23 protein-coding genes and 2 rRNA genes (1 of these 25 running past the window's edge) are annotated in these 20,516 nt (G+C 47.9%); 16 read left to right on the top strand and 9 right to left on the bottom strand.

Annotated elements, in window-relative coordinates; translation table 11 throughout:
• The first annotated feature begins 1 nt into the window (after position 1).
• Positions 2-268: a phosphocarrier protein HPr gene (locus ACXADP_RS16195; protein ID WP_474967673.1), complete on the top strand. Its 267-nt coding sequence runs from the start codon at positions 2-4 to the stop codon at positions 266-268.
• A gap of 305 nt (positions 269-573) precedes the next feature.
• Here ACXADP_RS16195 and ACXADP_RS16190 read toward each other — a convergent pair whose 3' ends face one another.
• Positions 574-1,233 carry an SDR family NAD(P)-dependent oxidoreductase gene (locus ACXADP_RS16190; RefSeq protein WP_474967674.1) on the bottom strand — a complete coding sequence of 220 codons (660 nt, stop codon included), beginning with the start codon at positions 1,231-1,233 and terminating at the stop codon, positions 574-576.
• Positions 1,234-1,319: 86 nt separating this feature from the next.
• Between ACXADP_RS16190 and ACXADP_RS16185 the strand changes: the two genes are divergently transcribed.
• Positions 1,320-1,655: a YfhH family protein gene (locus tag ACXADP_RS16185; RefSeq protein ID WP_474967675.1), complete on the top strand. Its 336-nt coding sequence runs from the start codon at positions 1,320-1,322 to the stop codon at positions 1,653-1,655.
• Between the two features lie 326 nt (positions 1,656-1,981).
• On the opposite strand, the gene ACXADP_RS16180 is transcribed toward ACXADP_RS16185, so the two are convergent.
• Both ACXADP_RS16180 and sspK read right to left on the bottom strand, forming a co-directional pair.
• Entirely contained in the window at positions 1,982-2,122 is a 141-nt protein-coding gene (locus ACXADP_RS16180; RefSeq protein ID WP_160838703.1) for a YpzG family protein, read from the bottom strand.
• Positions 2,115-2,288 carry a small acid-soluble spore protein K gene (sspK, locus tag ACXADP_RS16175; RefSeq protein WP_084163184.1) on the bottom strand — a complete coding sequence of 58 codons (174 nt, stop codon included), beginning with the start codon at positions 2,286-2,288 and terminating at the stop codon, positions 2,115-2,117. Before sspK ends, ACXADP_RS16180 begins: the two co-directional genes overlap by 8 nt.
• 107 nt (positions 2,289-2,395) lie before the next feature.
• Between sspK and ACXADP_RS16170 the strand changes: the two genes are divergently transcribed.
• The gene (locus ACXADP_RS16170) at positions 2,396-2,662 is read left to right on the top strand and encodes a YfhJ family protein (RefSeq protein WP_474967676.1); all 267 of its coding nucleotides are present in this window, start codon (positions 2,396-2,398) and stop codon (positions 2,660-2,662) included.
• A 412-nt stretch (positions 2,663-3,074) separates the two neighbouring features.
• Here ACXADP_RS16170 and ACXADP_RS16165 read toward each other — a convergent pair whose 3' ends face one another.
• Positions 3,075-4,076, bottom strand: coding sequence for a metal-dependent hydrolase (locus ACXADP_RS16165; RefSeq protein ID WP_474971919.1), 1,002 nt, complete (start codon positions 4,074-4,076; stop codon positions 3,075-3,077).
• A 54-nt stretch (positions 4,077-4,130) separates the two neighbouring features.
• On the opposite strand from ACXADP_RS16165, the gene mutY reads away from it, so the two are divergent.
• Positions 4,131-5,219, top strand: a complete 1,089-nt coding sequence (mutY, locus tag ACXADP_RS16160) for an A/G-specific adenine glycosylase (RefSeq protein WP_474967678.1) — start codon at positions 4,131-4,133, stop codon at positions 5,217-5,219.
• Here the strand turns inward: mutY and ACXADP_RS16155 are convergent.
• The gene (locus ACXADP_RS16155) at positions 5,209-5,433 is read right to left on the bottom strand and encodes a cytosolic protein (protein ID WP_224872917.1); all 225 of its coding nucleotides are present in this window, start codon (positions 5,431-5,433) and stop codon (positions 5,209-5,211) included. The two genes, mutY and ACXADP_RS16155, sit on opposite strands and share 11 nt — an antisense overlap.
• Before the next feature lie 266 nt (positions 5,434-5,699).
• On the opposite strand from ACXADP_RS16155, the gene ACXADP_RS16150 reads away from it, so the two are divergent.
• The 4 genes from ACXADP_RS16150 to ACXADP_RS16135 all read left to right on the top strand — a co-directional run bounded on the left by ACXADP_RS16150 (position 5,700) and on the right by ACXADP_RS16135 (position 9,685).
• Positions 5,700-6,764, top strand: coding sequence for a C40 family peptidase (locus ACXADP_RS16150; RefSeq protein WP_474971918.1), 1,065 nt, complete (start codon positions 5,700-5,702; stop codon positions 6,762-6,764).
• A gap of 120 nt (positions 6,765-6,884) precedes the next feature.
• A complete protein-coding gene (locus ACXADP_RS16145) occupies positions 6,885-7,061 on the top strand; it encodes a gamma-type small acid-soluble spore protein (RefSeq protein ID WP_474967680.1) in 177 nt (58 codons plus the stop codon).
• Between the two features lie 258 nt (positions 7,062-7,319).
• The gene (gene ntdP / locus ACXADP_RS16140; protein WP_027956058.1) at positions 7,320-7,847 is read left to right on the top strand and encodes a nucleoside tri-diphosphate phosphatase; all 528 of its coding nucleotides are present in this window, start codon (positions 7,320-7,322) and stop codon (positions 7,845-7,847) included.
• Positions 7,848-7,915: 68 nt separating this feature from the next.
• Positions 7,916-9,685 carry an ABC transporter ATP-binding protein gene (locus ACXADP_RS16135; RefSeq protein WP_474971917.1) on the top strand — a complete coding sequence of 590 codons (1,770 nt, stop codon included), beginning with the start codon at positions 7,916-7,918 and terminating at the stop codon, positions 9,683-9,685.
• A 220-nt stretch (positions 9,686-9,905) separates the two neighbouring features.
• Here the strand turns inward: ACXADP_RS16135 and ACXADP_RS16130 are convergent, their stop codons facing one another.
• The 3 genes from ACXADP_RS16130 to ACXADP_RS16120 all read right to left on the bottom strand — a co-directional run bounded on the left by ACXADP_RS16130 (position 9,906) and on the right by ACXADP_RS16120 (position 12,841).
• The gene (locus ACXADP_RS16130; protein WP_474967682.1) at positions 9,906-10,973 is read right to left on the bottom strand and encodes an FUSC family protein; all 1,068 of its coding nucleotides are present in this window, start codon (positions 10,971-10,973) and stop codon (positions 9,906-9,908) included.
• Positions 10,974-11,267: 294 nt separating this feature from the next.
• Positions 11,268-12,563: a glutamate-1-semialdehyde 2,1-aminomutase gene (locus ACXADP_RS16125; RefSeq protein WP_474971916.1), complete on the bottom strand. Its 1,296-nt coding sequence runs from the start codon at positions 12,561-12,563 to the stop codon at positions 11,268-11,270.
• Positions 12,564-12,754: 191 nt separating this feature from the next.
• Positions 12,755-12,841, bottom strand: coding sequence for a YjcZ family sporulation protein (locus ACXADP_RS16120; protein ID WP_079478425.1), 87 nt, complete (start codon positions 12,839-12,841; stop codon positions 12,755-12,757).
• 181 nt (positions 12,842-13,022) lie between these two features.
• Here ACXADP_RS16120 and ACXADP_RS16115 point away from each other — a divergent pair, with 181 nt between their 5' ends.
• The 5 genes from ACXADP_RS16115 (at position 13,023) to perR (ending at position 16,126) form a co-directional block, all read left to right on the top strand.
• A complete protein-coding gene (locus ACXADP_RS16115) occupies positions 13,023-13,433 on the top strand; it encodes a potassium channel family protein (protein WP_474967684.1) in 411 nt (136 codons plus the stop codon).
• Positions 13,434-13,497: 64 nt separating this feature from the next.
• Positions 13,498-13,968: a thioredoxin-dependent thiol peroxidase gene (gene bcp / locus ACXADP_RS16110; RefSeq protein ID WP_027956053.1), complete on the top strand. Its 471-nt coding sequence runs from the start codon at positions 13,498-13,500 to the stop codon at positions 13,966-13,968.
• Positions 13,969-14,050: 82 nt separating this feature from the next.
• A complete protein-coding gene (locus tag ACXADP_RS16105; RefSeq protein WP_474967685.1) occupies positions 14,051-15,004 on the top strand; it encodes a D-2-hydroxyacid dehydrogenase in 954 nt (317 codons plus the stop codon).
• A gap of 1 nt (position 15,005) precedes the next feature.
• On the top strand, positions 15,006-15,563 hold the full coding sequence (locus ACXADP_RS16100; protein ID WP_474971915.1) for a cob(I)yrinic acid a,c-diamide adenosyltransferase: 558 nt from the start codon (positions 15,006-15,008) through the stop codon (positions 15,561-15,563).
• A 119-nt stretch (positions 15,564-15,682) separates the two neighbouring features.
• Positions 15,683-16,126: a peroxide-responsive transcriptional repressor PerR gene (gene perR / locus ACXADP_RS16095; RefSeq protein ID WP_035532548.1), complete on the top strand. Its 444-nt coding sequence runs from the start codon at positions 15,683-15,685 to the stop codon at positions 16,124-16,126.
• An 88-nt stretch (positions 16,127-16,214) separates the two neighbouring features.
• Here perR and ACXADP_RS16090 read toward each other — a convergent pair whose 3' ends face one another.
• Positions 16,215-16,592 (bottom strand): YgzB family protein, encoded by a 378-nt coding sequence (locus ACXADP_RS16090; RefSeq protein ID WP_027956049.1) that lies wholly within the window; start codon positions 16,590-16,592, stop codon positions 16,215-16,217.
• Positions 16,593-16,726: 134 nt separating this feature from the next.
• Between ACXADP_RS16090 and ACXADP_RS16085 the strand changes: the two genes are divergently transcribed.
• The 3 genes from ACXADP_RS16085 to ACXADP_RS16075 all read left to right on the top strand — a co-directional run.
• Positions 16,727-17,611, top strand: a complete 885-nt coding sequence (locus tag ACXADP_RS16085; RefSeq protein ID WP_474971914.1) for a nucleotidyltransferase-like protein — start codon at positions 16,727-16,729, stop codon at positions 17,609-17,611.
• A 509-nt stretch (positions 17,612-18,120) separates the two neighbouring features.
• Positions 18,121-19,685: ribosomal RNA gene (locus tag ACXADP_RS16080) — 16S ribosomal RNA — on the top strand.
• Positions 19,686-19,855: 170 nt separating this feature from the next.
• Positions 19,856-20,516, top strand: a 23S ribosomal RNA gene (locus ACXADP_RS16075); it runs 2,256 nt beyond the window's last position.
• The 16S and 23S rRNA genes sit together here, the layout of an rRNA operon.

Raw genomic sequence — 20,516 nt, 5'->3', positions numbered from 1 at the left:
CATGGCACAACAAACAATGAAAATCACATCTGCGGACGGTGTACACGCACGTCCAGCCACAGCACTTGTACAAGTAGCCGGCCGATTCGAATCTGACGTAAACCTTGAGTACAATGGCAAGTCCGTTAACATGAAATCCATCATGGGCGTCATGTCCCTTGGAATTCCAAACGGCGCTGAAGTCACGTTCTCTGCTGAAGGTGCAGACGAAGAAGAAGCAGTAAACGCTGTTGTTGCAAAAGCAAAAGAAGAAAACCTTGGTGAGTAATTCATAAAAAAGACAGCCTGCCGATCCGGCAGGCTGTCTTTTTATTTTTCAGCTTTGTTAAAATCTGTTGTTGATAGTTTAAACGATTACTAAATCGTCCCCGTCTGGAATTAGGGGTCCGGTCCGTTGTTTATTCAGAGCCTGGGATGGCAGGGAAAACCGTCCGCTTTCCTTTGAGGAGGCTCACGGCACCCCGCGGAAAGGGAGTCATTCCCAAGGCCGCCTCATACAAGTCCCATGAAAGAAAGGGGTGATCTGAGCTCACATGTTACATAACAACACCAAGCAATAACAGAGCCTGTTTTTTAACGGTCAACAAAAATTTCAGTGCGGCCGTCATCCTCTTTGTAAATTTGATCTGCTGCGATTTCCGGGCTCTTCATCTTCTCCGGATGTTGAACGTGGTCGGTATCGTTCCAGAATGGTGTATTCATCCCGCCCATATAGACAGCGGTCGCTGTGATGCTTTCTTCTTCCCATTCCTTCTGCAGACTCTCTGTGAAGCCTCTGAGAGCAAATTTACTGGCGCAGTAGATGCTTTCGTTCTTTTTCCCGCGCAGGCCGGCTGTGGAAATGATATTCAACACGCGGCCTTCAGACTGCCGCAGACGGGGAAGGGCTGCCTGTGTCATAAGGATCGTCCCCTTGACGTTGGTTCCCAGCAATTGTTCTATATCGTTCTCAGAGTAGGAAGACAGCTCTCCGAAAATGCCGGTTCCAGCGTTATTGATCAATACATCGACGTGGTCGATATTCTCTACAGCCGAAGCGATGGAGGAAGGGGTTGTAATATCGCAGACGATAACCTCTGCGCGTCCGTTATTCTGTTCAATTTCCCTCTGAACAGCCGCTAAGGGTTCGTATTTCCTGCCACTCAATACAATGTGGTTTCCTTCCCGGGCATAGGTGTGGGCGAGAGCCCTTCCCAGTCCTGTTCCGGCACCTGTTATCCAAATCTTTGCCAATGAAATCAGCCTCCTTGTCCTGACATATATCCATTGTCGCTAAAGCCTGTTAGAATGTAAAGAAAGTACAGATAAGGGGGAGAAGGATGGAACGGAGATACAGCGACTATTCAGAGAGAGAGTTAAGGGATGAAATAGCCGAGCTGACAGAAAAAGCCCAGAAGGCGGAGCAGCTTGGCATGGTCAATGAATACGCTGTCCATGAACGGAAGATCATTATGGCTAAAGCCTATATGATGAATCCGGACGATTTCTCAGCAGGGGAAACCTACGAAATGGACGGAGACTATGAGCATACCTTCTTCATCGAATATATGAACGGAATTTTTGCCTGGGGATATCGGAAGCAGAATGGTCAAAAGGTGAGTACAGAAGAAGAGGCCCTGCCGATTTCCATGCTCGGCCGTCACGTACAGGAATAGAAAGTATCGAGTACACCGCTCTGCTTATCGGTGGATGACTGCCGTGGGAACGGCCTCAGCTGATTTGGTCAAGAAGATCGCCTGACCAATTGGATCTTCGGATCGTGCTGTTCCTGCAGGCGTTACCACCGAACGCTCCCCGCCATCATGCGCAGGGAGTAGACATATTTACAAAAAGGCGCTGGTAAAGGATGCTTTTCCTTTATCAGCGCCTTTAAAATACCAGGTGAACCCACGCATTCACAGAAACGGTACAGCCTCAGTTAAAAAAGACTGTCGAGGAATTCTCGACAGTCTGAACCGGGTACATAAGGTACCTGGTTTCTTTAGTTTCTTTTTCTCATTTGAATTTCAGTGATCTGGTTCGCCTGCGTCTGCTCTGTTTCACCATTCACACGTCGGCTCATGTGCTTTGAGCTTCGGTGGGAATGAGAAGCCGGAGCGGCTTTGAAATTACGCTTACCCATGGTAATTCCTCCCTGTGTCGTTAACATCACGGTGTCTCGATCGGGCCGCGCGTTCCTGCGGCTTATTGTTGATCGTTCCGTTCGGACGCTTGTTCGAGTATTCACTCTGATCATCCGGTGCGTGGGTCATATGAACATTCGGGAAATTTTTGGCCTTGTTACGCATTCGTCACCCTCCTATGCCTCCGGGAAGAGGCAGGCTTAGTATACCCCGCCTGCTGCCTGTGATGTGTTATAATAAAGGGTAAACTATGGCAGAGACGGAGTGGTACCATGAATGAAATTTATCAGCGTCTGGCTGAAACCCTATATAAGAAGAACGAACATTTGACAATGGAAGAGGCTCTTACATGGGTCGAGCTTCTGTGGGAAGATTTCGAAACGACACGGGCGAAGGCAGGTCGTGAATACGAAGGAAAGAAAGTGACGGAACAGATTGTGACGCAGTGGATCCAAAATTACGGACCAAGGCTTCATGAGTTCGCAGCCACCAATTCGAAATACAAGAAAATGCTTGAGAAAAAAGGGGATCTGCATTAAAAAGGGAGCCCGTTCAAAGGAGGCCGCTGAAAACTCCTTCCTAATCAGGAGAAGTGGTTTAAAGTTGTTGATTCTCACGAATTGCTTGGCGATGGATGCTTGCCGCGGGCACGGCCTCAGCTAACTTGGTCAAGAAGATCACTTGACCAAGTGGGTCTTCGGCTCGCGCTGTTCCCGCAGGCGTCACCATCGAACGCTTCTCGTGAAATCAACGGTGTCCCATCTTTAAAAAGTGATTTGACTTTGATTTATAAAAGAAAATCCCTTTTTTTCTTGTACAACGAAAAGCCACATAAATATAAAAAAGCGGATGGCATGGAATATTTTATCCATACCATCCGCTTTTTTAAAACTTTAGCCTTAACAAATCCTCATTCTTTCAGTGGCCTCTCTTCAAAGAGGTTTTTTTTCATTACGACTTCGATTCCATCGGACTGAGTTTATTCTGCAGTTTTTCCTCCGTGAACACCCAGCCGGTATAGGAATTGAGAATCTTCAAGTGGTCTCCATGCTCATCATCAATCTGCGCAACAGCTACAAAAGGATAACGTCCGCGGGAGCGGTAGCGCAGATCAATGAAACGGACTTCTGTATACTCGTCAAAGTAGCTTAATTCATAGCGGTAGACGGGTGAAAAGGACAGAAAGGCTTTGATGTTCTGGTCGGTTAATGCTTTTTGAACGACCGGATCATCGTAATCAATCGGTTTATTCACGAATCTGTCCAGAATTTTCAAATGTCCGTTTTCGGCCCTTCCTACGTAATAATGTTCCGGAGTCGTAATGGCAATCCGCCATATATTCTGCTTGATGGTGGGGGAGGTGGCAATCTGAGTCACTCCGTCCACATTTTCATGAATGAGGCGGACAAGTTCCCGTTTATCGAAATACCGTTTCACGTAATAAATGGCAATGACTCCGTAAATGGTCAGCCACATCATTCCGGGTGAAGCCCCAAGGTTCCAAGCGACGATCCCGGCGATATGCAGAATGAAAATATAAGGGTCGAAGGTGTTGATGAAGCCATAAGCGACCCAGCGTTTCGTAATCGGACGGTAGGCCTGGGTCCCGTAGGCGTTGAAGATGTCTACGAATACGTGAAGAATGACCGCTAAAAAGCTCCACAGCCACAAATGCAGAAAGTTGACCTCCGGGTTAAATAAGTATATGATGCCGGGGATACTGATTCCCCATAAAAGGACCGCCGGAATGGAGTGGGTAATTCCACGGTGATGGCGGATGTAAACGGCATTGTTTTTCAGTTTCAGAACGGTGTCAATGTCCGGTGCCTGTGACCCGACGAGCGTGCCGATCAGGACAGCATTGAATAAAGCCGGATCAGAGCTTACGGCTGGGTCAAGCGTAGCGATACCGCCAAGAGCGACACCCATGACCACATGAGTACCAGTATCCAACGTACAAACCTCCTTTTTGGGTGACGAAAACGTTAAATAAGAAAGGTGTTTCCAGTGAAACCGAAAGAAAGAGTTCCCTTCCTATTGAATCATACCAATGTAAATGCTTTTAGAGATGATCTTATATCCTGGTTTAAAAAAGAGCAGAGAATCCTGCCCTGGCGGGAAAATCAGGACCCATACAGAGTCTGGGTATCAGAAATTATGCTCCAACAGACCCGTGTTGATACGGTTATTCCTTATTTTAACCATTTTATGAGCAGATTCCCAAGCCCCGAAGCCTTAGCCGAAGCCGATGAGCAGGAGGTTTTAAAGGCATGGGAGGGGTTAGGTTACTATTCCCGTGCTCGAAATTTGCAAAACGCTGTCAGGGAAGTTGTCGAATCCTATGACGGGGTAGTACCGAGTGACCCGGATGAACTTGGGAAACTGAAAGGCGTCGGCCCCTATACGAAAGGGGCGATCTTGAGTATAGCCTATGACACACCGGAGCCGGCTGTCGATGGAAATGTGATGCGGGTGCTTTCCCGTATTCTTTATGTAGAGGATGATATCAGTAAGCAGAGCACAAGAAAGCTGTTTGAAGAACTCGTCCGGCACTTGATCTCCAAAGAGGATCCATCCGCCTTCAATCAGGGTCTGATGGAGCTTGGTGCCCTTATCTGTACACCGAAGACACCGTCCTGTATGCTTTGTCCGGTGCAGGATCACTGCAGCGCCTTTGAAAAAGGAGCCGAAACCGAACTCCCTATTAAAGCGTCGAAGAAAAAACAGAAAAAAATCCCTTACCTGCTGCTTTTAATTGAAAATGACCAAGGTGAGGTATTGATTGAGCAGCGCCCCGGAGAAGGGCTTCTAGCCTCGCTGTGGCAGTATCCGATGGTTCCACTGGAAGATGTGGATCAGGAATCCGTACCGGTCTGGGTGTACGGGGAGTATGGTCTGAAGGTAGAACTCGGGGAAAAGGTGGATCATGTCCGTCATGTGTTTTCCCATTTGATCTGGGAAATGGATGTGGTCAGAGCCGTTGTGAAAAGCGGCCATCTCGATCATGAGCGGGCCAGGTTTGTCACCCGTGAAGCCATGCTTGATCATCCATTTCCCGTGTCCCATCAAAAAGCCCATCCGTATATTAGTCCGTAACTGTATGAGTGCCGCTGGTCCAGGAAGCTTCCTTTTCTTCCAGACCGCCGCGGCGCTCTATTTCTTTGTTGATTTCCCTGAGCAGCGTGACACCTTCTGCATTCAGATAGGGCGCGGCCTGCGACAGGGATGTATGAAAATACCCCAGCTCTTTTTCTTCCCAGTTTTGTTTGGGTTCCATCGTCAATCCAGCTAAATCTCTTCCAACATACATAAAAGAACAGCCTCCTTTTCCTCCTTAATGTATGTACAATTGTCCTGCTCATACAAACAAAATTCGACAAATACACATGTAACAAACCTGTAAAGTAAATGTAACGAAGCGTGGAAAACCTTGGTATCAAAGGGTTCGACTGGCTTTGTTGGTATTTGTAGAAGTTTTGGAGTATTTACAAACAATTGTCTTTTATGAATAATGGGATTTAGGTTATTTGATTGCACAATTATAACAATTCATACATAGGGGAGAGTAAAGAATACATGAATAAGAAAAAATTGGTTACGGCGGTCAGTGGAGCTTTGCTTGGGGCATCTGTTATGGGAACTTCAGTTTTTGCGGATGAATTGCACAAGGTTAAATCCGGGGATACAATCTGGGATTTGAGCAGGCAGTATGACGGATCTGTTTCAGAAATCAAATCATGGAATGGTCTGAATTCCAGCATGATTTACGTTGGTCAGAGTTTGATTGTTGAAAAAGATGCATCATCTTCACAGAAATCAACGTCGTCTTCCAATTCCGGAAGTGGATCGTACACTGTTAAAAGTGGTGATTCCCTTTGGGCGATTGCAGTAAACCACGGCATGTCGGTTTCTAAGTTGAAGAGCATGAATAATATTTCCAGTGATGTTATCCATCCTGGACAGAAGCTTTCTCTTTCTGGAAGTTCTTCCAGCTCCAGTAAGTCTACTTCTTCCAGCAGCTCAAGCTCTTCTTCATCTAAGTCAACAAGCACATATACCGTTCAGAGCGGTGATTCCCTTTCTGTTATTGCATACGAGTACGGAACATCCGTGTCCAGCCTTAAGAGCCTGAACGGCTTGTCCGGTACAACGATTTATGTAGGTCAGAAGTTGAAGGTAAGTGGTGAGGCGTCTACTTCGTCTTCTTCATCTTCCTCTTCATCCTCTAGTCATACATCTACCACGAGTTCTTCAAGTTCAAACTCTGGATTTGTAGATGGACTGGTTGCAGAAGCGAAAAAGCACATCGGTACACCATATGTATGGGCAGGAAGCACACCATCCGGTTTTGACTGCAGTGGATTCCTTAACTACGTATTCGCACAGGAAGGCGTAAGCATTCCACGTACAGTAGCTACCATTTATGCAGACAGCCGTATGCAGTCTGTCAGTGATTCCCAGCGCCAGGTTGGAGACATCGTCTTCTTTGAAACGTACAAGCCTGGAGCGTCTCACGCAGGAATCTACCTTGGAAACGGCAAGTTCATCCACACAGGTTCTACGAACGGCGTGGAAATCAGCTCCCTTTCCAGCAACTACTGGGGAAGCCGCTATATCGGTACGAAGCGTCTTGCCAACTAATCAAAGCATCAGAAAAGAGCGTCCCATCAAGGGTCGCTCTTTTTTTTGTGAAAAAATTCGATCGATGAGGAATGAAACAGAGGCTCGCTGTACACAATAATTTTTGCGGAGGTGATACACATGGCTAAGCAACCGAAACAAAACAAAACAGCAGCTGGTACGGATGTTAATCACGTAAAACAACAAAACCAACAAGCTGCTCAAGGGAATTCCCAATACGGCGCTGAGTTTGCCAAGCAGACAGATGCACAGCACGTAATCGAGCAGAACCAAAAATCTCAGGCGAAGAAAAAGTAACCTGAATCTTTGGCAGGTTGGCCGGGCTGTTTGATTAGCCTGTTGCAATCTCCCATGAGAAAGAGCCGTCCCGGCAACGGGCGGCTCTTTTTTCTTTTTCTTCCTATATAATGGCCCATCTTGAATCCCCTCCCCGTTCTCTTGAAAAAAAGAAGGGAGCGTCCGGCATACTTTTCAGAGTAATTGTTTTCATTCGCTTTCGTTTGTCGTTATAATAGACAGAAGGTGAAACGGTAAAGAATGGGAAGGGGGGATCTTATGCCCGGCCCGGAAGCAGGGAAGCGGATTGAAATTCAAAGCTATAAGCATAATGGGCATTTACACCGTGTTTGGGAAAGTACAACGATATTAAAAGGAACGAGGCATGTCATCATTGGTGCCAATGACCGGACGACCGTCACAGAAAGCGATGGCCGCCGCTGGGTGACCAGAGAGCCTGCCATCTGTTATTTCCATTCCAAGTACTGGTTCAACGTCATCGGGATGATTCGGACAGACGGCGTGTACTATTACTGTAATATCAGCTCTCCCTTCATCTATGAGGACGGAACCATCAAGTACATCGATTATGATCTCGATGTGAAGGTGTTTCCGGATATGACGTACAAGATTTTAGATGAGGACGAGTATGAAGTTCATAAGAGAAGAATGAACTATCCTCACGTGCTGGACCGTATTCTGTATAACAATGTGGATATTTTACTTAGATGGATCAGGCAGAGAAAGGGACCTTTCTCGCCGGAGTTTATTGATCAGTGGTACGAAAGATATTTAACGTATAGATAATGAGTGGATGCGCACTTCTAAGGAGTGCGCTTCTCTTGTTGTTCAGGTGAAAGGAAGCAGGTGATTTTTTGGACAGCATCAAGAGGTACTTGAAGTTTGTCAAACCGTATAAAGGAAAAATAATTTTAACTGTTCTTATTGGAATCATTAAATTCTCCATTCCACTGCTGATGCCGTTGATAACGAAATACGTCATTGATGACATCATTAATGCAGATCAGATGGCCCAGTCGGAAAAAATGGATCAGCTGCTCTGGCTGATGGGCGGAGCGCTCTTCGTTTTCCTCGTGCTGAGACCGCCGGTGGAATATATCCGCCAGTATCTCGCCCAGTGGATCGGAAGCCACATCCTCTATGATATCCGTGAAAAGCTGTTCGATCATATCCAGCGTCTTAGTCTGCGGTTTTATTCCAGGACAAAGACGGGAGAGATCATTTCTCGTGTCATTCATGACGTCGAACAGACGAAGACGTTTGTCATCACAGGCCTGATGAACATCTGGCTCGATATGATCACGATTGTTGTTGCGGTTATTATCATGCTGACGATGGACCCATGGCTCACGCTTGTAGCGATTGCTTTATTCCCGTTTTACGGGTTTGCGGTCAAATACTTTTACGCTCGTCTCCGCCAGTTGACGCGCGATCGTTCCCAGGCCCTTGCTGAAGTCCAGGGGCATCTGCATGAACGCGTGCAGGGAGTTCCGGTCACTCGGAGTTTTGCTTTGGAAGACCATGAGCAGGCCCAGTTCGGTACGAAAAACAAAAACTTCCTGGATAAGGCGATTACGCACACCAATTGGAATGCGTACACGTATACCGTGACGAACACGATTACGGATCTGGCTCCACTGCTCGTCATTACCTTTGCCGGGTACCAGGTCATTACCGGCTCGTTGACGGTCGGTACGATGGTCGCGTTCATTGGCTACATGGACCGTGTGTACAATCCGCTGAGGAGACTTGTGAACTCAGCCACTGTCCTGACCCAGTCGATTGCTTCCATGGACCGTGTCTTTGAATTTGTCGATGAGGAATATGACATTGTCGATGAACCCGGGGCCAAGAAGCTGGAGCGTGTAGAAGGTGATGTGCGCCTGGAGGGCGTTTCCTTCCGTTATGATGAAGAAGATCCGCTCGTGCTGAAGGATATCGATCTGCATATCCAAAAAGGAGAGACGATCGCCTTTGTCGGAATGAGTGGAGGTGGTAAGTCTACACTGATCAGCTTGATTCCAAGGTTTTACGACGTGACAGCAGGGAAAATCCTGTTGGATGGCACGGATATCCGAGAAGTTCAGGCTCGTTCGCTCCGTGATAAAATCGGGATGGTGTTGCAGGACAACATTTTGTTCAGTGAATCCATTGCGATGAACATCCGGATGGGAAACCCTGATGCGACAGATGAGGAAATGTTCGAAGCGGCCAAGGCAGCCAATGCTCATGACTTCATTATGGATCTTCCCAACGGGTACGACACCCTCGTCGGTGAGCGTGGAGTGAAGCTTTCCGGAGGACAGAAGCAGCGCGTCGCGATTGCGCGTGTCTTCCTGAAAAACCCACCTCTGTTAGTGCTCGATGAAGCGACGAGTGCGCTTGACCTGGAAAGTGAGCATCTCATCCAAGGGGCGCTGGAACGTCTTGCATCATCGCGGACGACATTCATCGTTGCCCACCGCTTATCAACAATCACGCATGCGGATCGGATTGTTCTCATTGAGAACGGAGAAATCGTTGAAGTCGGCCCCCACCACGAGTTAATGAGGAAGAAAGGTCATTATTATGATCTTTATCAAGTTCAGGAACTGGATGAACCAGCCACCTATTCCAATACGTAAAAGAAGGCATCCGCATGGGCGGATGCCTTTTTTGTGTCTTTAAAAAAAGTTTATGGTCTCAACTGACTGTACCCGAAGGCGTAACTTCCCAACATATGTGTCTCAGAACATCATCTTCTCTAATAAACCACTGGAGAACATCCTTTTTTAGTGAACCTGACAAAAAAAGACGGTCGGAAATCTTCCCGGCCGTCTAAAGCCCGCGTGTGCGATGCTTTTTTTATTTGTCTGATGTCTGAATGAAGTCACCCTGGTGGTGGTTCTGGTAACTTTTCAACAGTCTCTTCAACCGCTCAAGCTGATAATGGTATTCCATCAGCTGCGAGGCGAGGGGAAGGAAAACGAGCTTATCGGGATTGTTGCTTTCTTCATACACATGCATCAACCGCTCGACCAATAAAGGAATATCCGGTTCCTCGATCCGCCTGAGAGACTGCTTGTGCGTCCGTTTTATTCTTCCTTTCAAGCTCAACACCAGTTTCTCGTGGGCATTGATCAGCTTATCCAGTTCCTGAACGACGGCGTCCTGGAAATCCTCCGGGATCTGTTCGATCTTATGGTCCAGCCTGTAAAAGGCCTTCAGGACATCGAAAGATTTTTTCGTCGTCGTAATCAACTGTCGGAAGAGCACCATTTTCCTTCCTTTGGAAAATCGGCTGCCCTTGAAGTAGGTCCGTTCCTCTGAATACAGCAGGTACGTGTGATCCACCCAGCGCATGTCATCCTGAATCCTCGTAATTTCATATTTTAAAGCGGGCTCGTCCGACAACTGCCTCGTTGTCACGCGGAGCCACTGTAGAATATCATTGGTGGCGCTGTCGATTTTGGTGAACAATCGTGTTTCATACCTTGGAGGCAGGAAGACGAGGTTCACGATGAAAGCGGCCAGAATACCGAGAATCATGGATGCGAGTCGTGAGCCAGCGAAGTAAAGAAAGGTCTGGTCGGTGGCATCCATCAAGGCGATGACCGCTACGACCGCAAGAGATATCGTATTTTCGTTCATCTTCATCGTCGATGTGACTCCGATGACGAGGATAATCGCAAAGCCGACGACAAATGGGTCATTGCCAAGGGTGAATACGGCAACAATGGCAATCATGGCCCCGATGATGTTCCCCTGAAGTTGTTCAATAATCGATTGATAGGAACGGTAAATCGAAGGCTGAATGGAAAAAACAACAGCAATGGCAGCGAGTAATGGGGAGATGAATCCGATCAAGTGTCCGAAATAAAGAGCTATCCCGACCGCAAGACCTGTCTTCATCATCCGTGCGCCCAGTTTCATACAAGCATCATCCTTTTTACATGGAAACTCCTCGATTAAGGAGGACTGCCATCATTATACATGATAATAGGGCAGGAAGAACAAAAGAAAAAGGCTTATGCGTGAAAACAGCATAAGCCCAAGGGGAACCAGTCCCAAGAGCTGGTTCCTATGAAAAGGGAAAGAAATGAAACAAAGATCATAATTCGTGGGAATATTCAGAATTATAAATATATAATAGCATGGAATATCAGGATAAGCAACTCCCTTTCCATAAAAAAATCCCCTTCTTATCTAGGAAGAAGGGGATGGTGCTTATTCAGCGGCCATAATCTTGAATGTCTTCTCAACCGCTTCGAGTGTCTGATCGATATCTTCGTCCGTATGAGCGGTCGTTAAGAACCAGGCTTCATATTTAGATGGAGCAAGGTTGATGCCCTCAGCAAGCATCAATTTGAAGAAACGGGCAAACCGTTCTCCATTTGTGTTTTCCGCCTGCTCGTAGTTTTCTACCTTTTCATCTGTAAAGTAAACCGTTAAGGCTCCTTTCAGGCGGTTGATTTGAATCTGTACGCCTGCCTGTTCCGCGTGCTGGAGGATACCTTCTTCGAGTTTTTGACCGAGGCGGTCCATCTCGTCGTACACACCTTCCTGTTGAAGGATTTCCAGACAGGCGATTCCTGCTGACATGGACGCGGGGTTACCAGCCATGGTTCCTGCCTGATAAGCCGGTCCGAGCGGTGCGACCTGTTCCATGATGTCGGCCCGTCCGCCATAGGCACCGATCGGCAGCCCGCCGCCGATGATTTTACCCATCGCGGTCATGTCCGGTTCGATGTTCAACAACTGCTGGGCGCTTCCATATGTAAAGCGGAAGGCCGTGATGACTTCATCATAGATGACAAGCGCGCCTGCTTCATGGGTCAGCTCATTCACAGCTTCCAGGAAACCAGGCTTTGGCTCAACAATTCCGAAGTTGCCGACGATCGGTTCAACAAGGACACCTGCAATTTCATCGCCGTACTTGCGGAGTGCTTCCTTGAACGGTTCAATGTCGTTGAATGGAACGGTAATGACATCCTGGGCGATCGATGACGGTACTCCTGCAGAATCCGGTGTACCAAGTGTGGAAGGTCCGGATCCAGCGGCGACGAGGACAAGGTCGGAGTGACCGTGGTAGCAGCCGGCGAATTTAATGATTTTATTCCGGCCGGTGTATGCCCGCGCGACACGGATCGTCGTCATGACCGCTTCCGTTCCGGAGTTTACAAACCGGACTTTATCAAGGGAAGGGATGGCATCTTTCAACATTTTAGCAAACCGGTTTTCGAGAACCGTCGGTGTCCCGTACAGGACGCCGTTCTGTGCTGCCTTCGTGATCGCCTCCGTAATATGCGGGTGGGCATGTCCGGTGATGATCGGCCCGTAGGCACCAAGGTAATCGATGTATTCGTTGCCGTCGACATCATAGAAACGGGAGCCTTGCGCTTTGTCCATATAGACCGGTGTCCCACCCCCGACACCTTTATAGGCGCGTGAAGGAGAGTTCACCCCGCCGACGATGTGTGCTTCGGCTTCTTTATATAATTGTTCTGAACGTGGAATGTTCATGCTATACCTCCTAACAACTGTTTCACTTTCTCATTGTAGCATGTTTGTCCATGTCACAAGATAGAAAAAGACCGTCCTGACTCAGCAGGCCGGTCTTTCTCTGTGTTTCAATACGAACCTATGCAGCTGTCCGGTCGCACCCATGAGGAATATACACTGGTTTATGGTCATCCCATCAGTTGATGTTCTTCTTAGTATACGAACGCTGCACCAACGATAATTAGAAGGATGAAAAGAACAACGATCAGCGCAAAGCCTCCGCCATATCCGTAACCCATTACAATTCCCCCTTTCCACGGTTTACTGTATCTTATGCCTTTCCCTGAAAAGCGGGCTGTGCATCCGCCCGTTTTTCAGCAAATATCTTCGAGCACCGGAGGCATATCCATCTCGGAAAAGACATAAGAAAAAGTAAAGCCTGTCACCCATGTCCACCTGGATGATAAGAAGGAGCACGCTATGGTTACGATTATCGTCAGCATCCTTTTACTGCTTCTGATGGGGGCGAGTCTCCGGCAGATCTTTCACTCCCTGGAAATCGAGCATAAAATTTTTTCGAGTCAGCTGTTCATTGCTGTGATGCTTCTGTACACCATCGTGATGATTGGCTTCGGCCTCATATATACGGTGCTGATTCTGGAAGGGGTGGATGTATACCGGACAGGCATCCCTTCCAGGCGGGTATCATGGATCGAAGAATTCATACGTAGTATCTATTTCAGCGGTGTCACATTATTTACCGTCGGCTATGGAGATATGCTGCCTGTAGGGGTGGGGAAGTGGCTGGCGATTCTAGAGGCTATGATCGGTTACACGCTTCCCGCGGCTCTTGCCGCCAAAGTATGGCAGACGAACAAAAAAAGAGACTGAGATTGGAAGTTTCCTTCTGAGTAAGGTACCCTAGAGGATAGATATCTTTAAGGAGGGTGCTTATATGTCTATAGAAAAAGGAAAGCAAGTGGAAGATTTCACACTGCCGGCAAGTAATGGGGAATCCGTTTCTTTGTCTGATTACAAAGGAAAGAACGTCGTCCTGTACTTTTATCCGAAAGATATGACGCCGGGGTGCACGACAGAAGCCTGTGACTTCCGTGATCATCATGAAAGTTTCGAAGATCTGGACGCTGTCATTCTTGGTGTCAGCCCGGACCCGGTTGATTCTCATGAGAAATTCATTAACAAGCATGACCTTCCGTTTATGCTTCTTGCAGATGAAGACCACAAGGTTTCCGAGGAGTTTGGCGTATGGAAGCTGAAGAAAAACTTCGGCAAGGAGTATTACGGCATCGAGCGCTCCACTTTCATCATTGATAAAGAGGGGAACCTTGCTGAGGAGTTCCGCAAAGTGAAAGTAGAGGGCCACGTGGAAGCGGCTCTTCAATACATCCGTGAAAACCTTCAATAAGAACAGCTTGAAACCATAGTCCATAGGTGACTATGGTTTCTTTATAAGCTAAGATAAAGAAAAAGAGGATGGAGGGGACACGATGAAGATTGTTTCAGCTATTAAAAGGGTTCCGGAATCAATCCGGATTCATTTGAGCCGTCGTTTTGACGAGGTGGATTTCGTTTTCTGTCACGGGATGCATGAGGCGCAGCATTATTTAGCAGAAGCCGATGTGTTCATTACATACGGGGAGGATCTGGATGAAGAGAAAATCCAGGTGGCCAAGAAATTGAAATGGATCATGGTCTTGTCAGCAGGTATGGACCGGATGCCTTTTGACGAAATCAAAAAGCGCGGCATTCTTGTGACCAACGTCCGCGGCATTCATGCCAAGCCGATGGCGGAGTATGCGATATCCATGCTGCTGCAGGTGGCAAGAAAAGCCAAGACGCTGATGAAGCAGGAACAGAAGCGGGAATGGAGCCGGAGAGCTGAGATGAATGAAATCAGTGAACGCACGATGGTGCTGCTCGGCACAGGGGCCATCGCTCAGGAAACGGCCCGCCTTGCCGGAGCTTTCGGGATGACAACGATCGGCCTGTCCAAGTCCGGACGGCCGAAGGTGCATTTTGACCAGGTGTACCCGATTTCCGACATCCACCTGATCCTGCCGAAAGCTGATTTTATGGTTGCTGTCCTGCCGAGCACCGAAGAGACAAGGGGCATGCTGACTCACGCCCATTTTGCTGCCATGCCTGATCATGCGGTCTTTTTGAACATGGGAAGAGGGGATCTTGTTCCGGCTGACGTCATTATGGATGCTGTCACCACCGATGAAATCGCCCATGCCGTACTTGATGTGTTTGAAGAAGAGCCGCTTCCGGAGGCTCATCCATTCTGGGGAGAGGAAAATGTGACGGTCACGCCGCATATCTCAGGCATTTCTCCTCATTATGTGCCGCGCGGCTTTGCCATTTTTGAAGAAAACCTTGAGGTGTTCCTGAACGGAGACGGTGAGTTGAGAAATATTATTGATCCAGAACGGGGGTATTGAGATGCGTATTTATACAAGATCCGGTGATAAGGGGCAGACTTCCTTGATTTACGGCCAGCGTGTCGCAAAGAATGATGTAAGAGTGGAGGCCTACGGAACGTGTGATGAGGCTAATTCAACCATAGGCGTTGCGCTCAGTCATCTAAGGAAGGAAAACTGGACGGATAAGGCAGCTTTCATGCAGACGATGGAGAAAATCCAGACGATTCTCTTTCATGTAGGGGCGGAGCTTGCTACACCCAAGGGGAAGGAAGTCACTTGGAAGCTGAAGCAGGAGCATATTGAAGACCTTGAACAGCAGATTGATACGTGGGACCAGGAACTTGACCCGTTGAAGAATTTCATACTACCATCAGGGCATGAAGCGTCAGCCGCCCTCCATCTGTCCCGTACGGTTGTGCGCAGAGCAGAACGACTCGCCGTTACGCTGGAGGATGAACTGAACAACCCGCTAGTTGTGTCCTATCTGAACCGCTTATCGGATTTCCTGTTTGTTGCGGCCAGATATGTGAATAAGAAGCTGAGCGGAAAGGAAACACCCCTCCATCCCGATGTGTAATCCAACGTGGAATACGGGCTTCCATATTGACAACCGGTTTACGGAAAGGTTACACTAATTGTAAGCATTCTAATGTAATAATTTTATAAATCAAGAATCATTTTATGAAAGCGAGGTGCATGACCGTGTCTGATCATCGACTCCAGGATGCGATTGATACATTGAAATCATCCGGCGTCCGAATCACTCCACAGCGTCATGCGGTGCTTGAATTCCTGCTTAATGCAATGACCCACCCTACAGCTGATGAAATATACAAAGCGCTGGAAAGTAAATTCCCAAACATGAGTGTGGCCACTGTTTATAACAACCTGCGCGTGTTCAAGGATATCGGATTGGTCCGGGAGCTTACTTATGGAGACTCCTCAAGCCGGTTCGACTGTAATACGAGTGACCACTACCATGCGATCTGCAACAACTGCGGAAAAATCGTGGATTTCCACTATCCAAGCCTTAACGAAGTTGAATCATTAGCTGAACAGGTGACGGGATTTGACGTAAGCCATCATCGTATGGAAGTCTATGGAACGTGTTCCAAATGTCAATCAGAAATGGCCCACTAAACTGAAAGCCCTGCGCTTTCAGTTTTTTTATGGCATTTTTTATGAATGGATACAAAAAAAAGACCCGTGGATAACGGGTCCGGACGGCTCAGGACTGTGTAGGAGCCTTTTCGTTTCGGTATTTCTTCTTATTGTACTTCTCATCGAAATCTTTACCTTCCAGGGACTTGTCCATCGTCAGCGGCTGGTCACAATGCATGCAGGCGTCGACCCGTCCGAGCATCTTGGTCGGTTTCTCGCATGAAGGACAGATGATCTGGATGGTCCTGGTGGAGAGCATGCCGATCCAGAAGTAAACGACGGTGCTTAGTCCGACAAAGCCCATCCCTAAAATCATGAACGTTGCCATAAGCCAGACGATGTCCTTGAACAACAGGCCGATGTACATGACTCCGATACCGAGAAAAATCAGCCAGAAAGCAAAAGAACGGATCTTGTTGATTTTACTGCTGTATTTTAACGCCACTAAGGCTCCCTCCTTACTTATCTACCACGTAGTATAGCATATTTTTCTAGGAACAAATACAATACGGAAAAAGGATTTTGGCGCATCGTAGCGAATTAACACAGGAAAGGGAAATTGAATATGGGGGAAAGACAATGGAAGATTTATTACGCCCGATTTATCAGGAAAGAGCCAGCCAGAGCAGTACCCTGGGGATCCTGATCCTGGAAAAGAACAAACCAATCAGTCCGGTCACGGATAACTTTGATGTGATTCTCTTCATTATCGTACGGGATGCAGAAGAACTGTGGTATGTGAAGCACTATGAATTTGAGAACAAATCAGCAGCAATGCATATTGTGGATGAAACCCTCCTCCATCACTGGATTGACACCAGCTCCTACCGGCGGGCGGTGGAATGGGTGATTAATGGAAGCATCATCTTTGAAAGAAATGAATATGTGACTTTAATGAAAGAGCACCTTCGAGAGTTTCCTCAAAAAAACCGCAGCCTGAAGAAAGCGATAGAATTCGCCAAACTGATACGCAGTTACAGTGAATCCAAGGATCTTTATGATTCTGAACAATATTTGGATTCCTACAGCAGAATGGTGAGCTCGCTCCATTATTTGGCCCGGTTGTCCATTATAGAGAAAGGTTTTCATCCGGAAGTCACCGTATGGAATCAGGTGAAACGGATTGAGCCTGAAATCTATAAACTCTATCAGGAGTTAATTGAGAGTGGGGAGCCGACGGAAAAACGGATCCAGCTAATGGTCCTGGCCGTTGAACATTCCATCAGCAAGCGAGCCCGTTCCAGCGCCCGGCATTTGCTGGACTTGATGAACGACAGAGAAGAGCCGTGGTCATTCGGCGAATTGAAAGTCCATCCGGAAATCCAGGAATATATACTGGATCTATCCTCGATGATCGAGTATCTCGTTGAGCACGGAGCCATCGAGGTGATCCCCCAGGAAACGAAGGGACCGCAGATTTTCCACCGCACCTATAAGCCTGTAGAACAACCCAACCATTTATAGTTGAAAGTCCTCTTCCATCGATTTATTAAAGGAAGAGGACTTTTTTAATAAAAACCATTGACCGTTCTAAAACAAGCGTGCTATATTATTAAACGTCGCATTAAGAGCGGCTGAGCGGAACGAGAGACTCCGTGAAAGAACAGCAAAAAAGTTATTGACTTCAATAACGTTGCGTGATAAATTATTACTTGTCGCTTTAAGAGAGCGGCATGGTGCTGAGAAGCACTAAAACAAATCACAAAAAAAGTTGTTGACACTAACAGCTTACCGTGATAATCTAGTAAATGTCGCTAAAAACGACAGCGAAACACTTTCTCAACTTAATGAAAAAAAGTTGTTGACACGAAAAAGCAACACATGTTAAGATGATTGAGTCGCTGTTTTAAACGGCCGACAACATTTGATCTTTGAAAACTGAACGAACCAACCAGTACGTCAAAACATTTCTTCTTTAATGAAGGAATTTGAAACAAGCACATTCGGTGTGCAGATGAGCAAGTCAAACTACTTTTATGGAGAGTTTGATCCTGGCTCAGGACGAACGCTGGCGGCGTGCCTAATACATGCAAGTCGAGCGCGGGAAGCGAGCGGATCCCTTCGGGGTGAAGCTCGTGGAACGAGCGGCGGACGGGTGAGTAACACGTGGGCAACCTGCCTGTAAGATCGGAATAACCCCGGGAAACCGGGGCTAATGCCGGGTAATACTTTTCTTCGCATGAAGATGAGTTGAAAGATGGCTTCTCGCTATCACTTACAGATGGGCCCGCGGCGCATTAGCTAGTTGGTGAGGTAACGGCTCACCAAGGCAACGATGCGTAGCCGACCTGAGAGGGTGATCGGCCACACTGGGACTGAGACACGGCCCAGACTCCTACGGGAGGCAGCAGTAGGGAATCTTCCGCAATGGACGAAAGTCTGACGGAGCAACGCCGCGTGAACGATGAAGGTCTTCGGATCGTAAAGTTCTGTTGTCAGGGAAGAACAAGTACCGTGCGAATAGAGCGGTACCTTGACGGTACCTGACGAGGAAGCCCCGGCTAACTACGTGCCAGCAGCCGCGGTAATACGTAGGGGGCAAGCGTTGTCCGGAATTATTGGGCGTAAAGCGCGCGCAGGCGGTTCCTTAAGTCTGATGTGAAAGCCCACGGCTCAACCGTGGAGGGTCATTGGAAACTGGGGAACTTGAGGACAGAAGAGGAGAGTGGAATTCCACGTGTAGCGGTGAAATGCGTAGATATGTGGAGGAACACCAGTGGCGAAGGCGACTCTCTGGTCTGTTTCTGACGCTGAGGTGCGAAAGCGTGGGTAGCAAACAGGATTAGATACCCTGGTAGTCCACGCCGTAAACGATGAGTGCTAGGTGTTAGGGGGCTTCCACCCCTTAGTGCTGAAGTTAACGCATTAAGCACTCCGCCTGGGGAGTACGGCCGCAAGGCTGAAACTCAAAGGAATTGACGGGGGCCCGCACAAGCGGTGGAGCATGTGGTTTAATTCGAAGCAACGCGAAGAACCTTACCAGGTCTTGACATCCTTGGACCTCCCTAGAGATAGGGATTTCCCTTCGGGGACCAAGTGACAGGTGGTGCATGGTTGTCGTCAGCTCGTGTCGTGAGATGTTGGGTTAAGTCCCGCAACGAGCGCAACCCCTAATCTTAGTTGCCAGCATTCAGTTGGGCACTCTAAGGTGACTGCCGGTGACAAACCGGAGGAAGGCGGGGATGACGTCAAATCATCATGCCCCTTATGACCTGGGCTACACACGTGCTACAATGGATGGTACAAAGGGCAGCGAAGCCGCGAGGTGTAGCAAATCCCATAAAACCATTCTCAGTTCGGATTGCAGGCTGCAACTCGCCTGCATGAAGCCGGAATCGCTAGTAATCGCGGATCAGCATGCCGCGGTGAATACGTTCCCGGGCCTTGTACACACCGCCCGTCACACCACGAGAGTTGGCAACACCCGAAGTCGGTGAGGTAACCTTTTTGGAGCCAGCCGCCGAAGGTGGGGCCAATGATTGGGGTGAAGTCGTAACAAGGTAGCCGTATCGGAAGGTGCGGCTGGATCACCTCCTTTCTAAGGATATTACGGAAACGTACTGTGTTGGTTGTTCAGTTTTGAGAGATCAAAGCATCTTTCAAATTTGTGAACCTTGAAAACTGGATAAGGAATTATGACTCATCTAGCGATGAGATCATGATGACAAGACATCTAATTGATTTATATAAACGTCTTTTCACGAAGATAGTTAAGTGAATAAGGGCGCACGGTGGATGCCTTGGTACTAGGAGCCGATGAAGGACGGGACTAACACCGATATGCTCCGGCGAGCCGTAAGCAGGCTTTGACCCGGAGATTTCCGAATGGGGAAACCCACTGTTCGTAATGGGACAGTATCCTATACTGAATACATAGGTATAGGAAGGCAGACCCGGGGAACTGAAACATCTAAGTACCCGGAGGAAGAGAAAGCAAACGCGATTTCCCAAGTAGCGGCGAGCGAAACGGAATCAGCCCAAACCAGAAAGCTTGCTTTCTGGGGTTGTAGGACACTCCTTTGGAGTTATCAAGGAGGAAGATAGACGAATCGATCTGGAAAGATCAGCCGAAGAGGGTAACAGCCCTGTAGTCGAAATCTTCCTCTCTCCGGAGTGGATCCTGAGTACGGCGGAACACGAGGAATTCCGTCGGAATCCGGGAGGACCATCTCCCAAGGCTAAATACTCCCTAGTAACCGATAGTGAACCAGTACCGTGAGGGAAAGGTGAAAAGCACCCCGGAAGGGGAGTGAAATAGAACCTGAAACCGTGTGCCTACAAGTAGTCGGAGCCCGTTAATGGGTGACGGCGTGCCTTTTGTAGAATGAACCGGCGAGTTACGACCGTATGCGAGGTTAAGCAGCAGAAG

The organism is Halobacillus sp. AWH4_228 (assembly GCF_056158365.1).
Note: the sequence above shows the minus strand (reverse complement) of the source record. Positions and strands in the feature narration are given on the sequence as shown.

Bases quoted from the DNA above. Each gene is read 5' to 3' on its own strand.
- ACXADP_RS16195 (WP_474967673.1), top strand. From the start codon at position 2: ATGGCACAACAAACAATGAAAATCACATCTGCGGACGGTGTACACGCA.
- ACXADP_RS16185 (WP_474967675.1), top strand. From the start codon at position 1,320: ATGGAACGGAGATACAGCGACTATTCAGAGAGAGAGTTAAGGGATGAA.
- ACXADP_RS16180 (WP_160838703.1), bottom strand. From the start codon at position 2,122: ATGGGTAAGCGTAATTTCAAAGCCGCTCCGGCTTCTCATTCCCACCGA.
- sspK (WP_084163184.1), bottom strand. From the start codon at position 2,288: ATGCGTAACAAGGCCAAAAATTTCCCGAATGTTCATATGACCCACGCA.
- ACXADP_RS16170 (WP_474967676.1), top strand. From the start codon at position 2,396: ATGAATGAAATTTATCAGCGTCTGGCTGAAACCCTATATAAGAAGAAC.
- ACXADP_RS16155 (WP_224872917.1), bottom strand. From the start codon at position 5,433: ATGTATGTTGGAAGAGATTTAGCTGGATTGACGATGGAACCCAAACAA.
- ACXADP_RS16150 (WP_474971918.1), top strand. From the start codon at position 5,700: ATGAATAAGAAAAAATTGGTTACGGCGGTCAGTGGAGCTTTGCTTGGG.
- ACXADP_RS16145 (WP_474967680.1), top strand. From the start codon at position 6,885: ATGGCTAAGCAACCGAAACAAAACAAAACAGCAGCTGGTACGGATGTT.
- ntdP (WP_027956058.1), top strand. From the start codon at position 7,320: ATGCCCGGCCCGGAAGCAGGGAAGCGGATTGAAATTCAAAGCTATAAG.
- ACXADP_RS16130 (WP_474967682.1), bottom strand. From the start codon at position 10,973: ATGAAACTGGGCGCACGGATGATGAAGACAGGTCTTGCGGTCGGGATA.
- ACXADP_RS16125 (WP_474971916.1), bottom strand. From the start codon at position 12,563: ATGAACATTCCACGTTCAGAACAATTATATAAAGAAGCCGAAGCACAC.
- ACXADP_RS16120 (WP_079478425.1), bottom strand. From the start codon at position 12,841: ATGGGTTACGGATATGGCGGAGGCTTTGCGCTGATCGTTGTTCTTTTC.
- ACXADP_RS16115 (WP_474967684.1), top strand. From the start codon at position 13,023: ATGGTTACGATTATCGTCAGCATCCTTTTACTGCTTCTGATGGGGGCG.
- bcp (WP_027956053.1), top strand. From the start codon at position 13,498: ATGTCTATAGAAAAAGGAAAGCAAGTGGAAGATTTCACACTGCCGGCA.
- ACXADP_RS16105 (WP_474967685.1), top strand. From the start codon at position 14,051: ATGAAGATTGTTTCAGCTATTAAAAGGGTTCCGGAATCAATCCGGATT.
- ACXADP_RS16100 (WP_474971915.1), top strand. From the start codon at position 15,006: ATGCGTATTTATACAAGATCCGGTGATAAGGGGCAGACTTCCTTGATT.
- perR (WP_035532548.1), top strand. From the start codon at position 15,683: ATGACCGTGTCTGATCATCGACTCCAGGATGCGATTGATACATTGAAA.
- ACXADP_RS16085 (WP_474971914.1), top strand. From the start codon at position 16,727: ATGGAAGATTTATTACGCCCGATTTATCAGGAAAGAGCCAGCCAGAGC.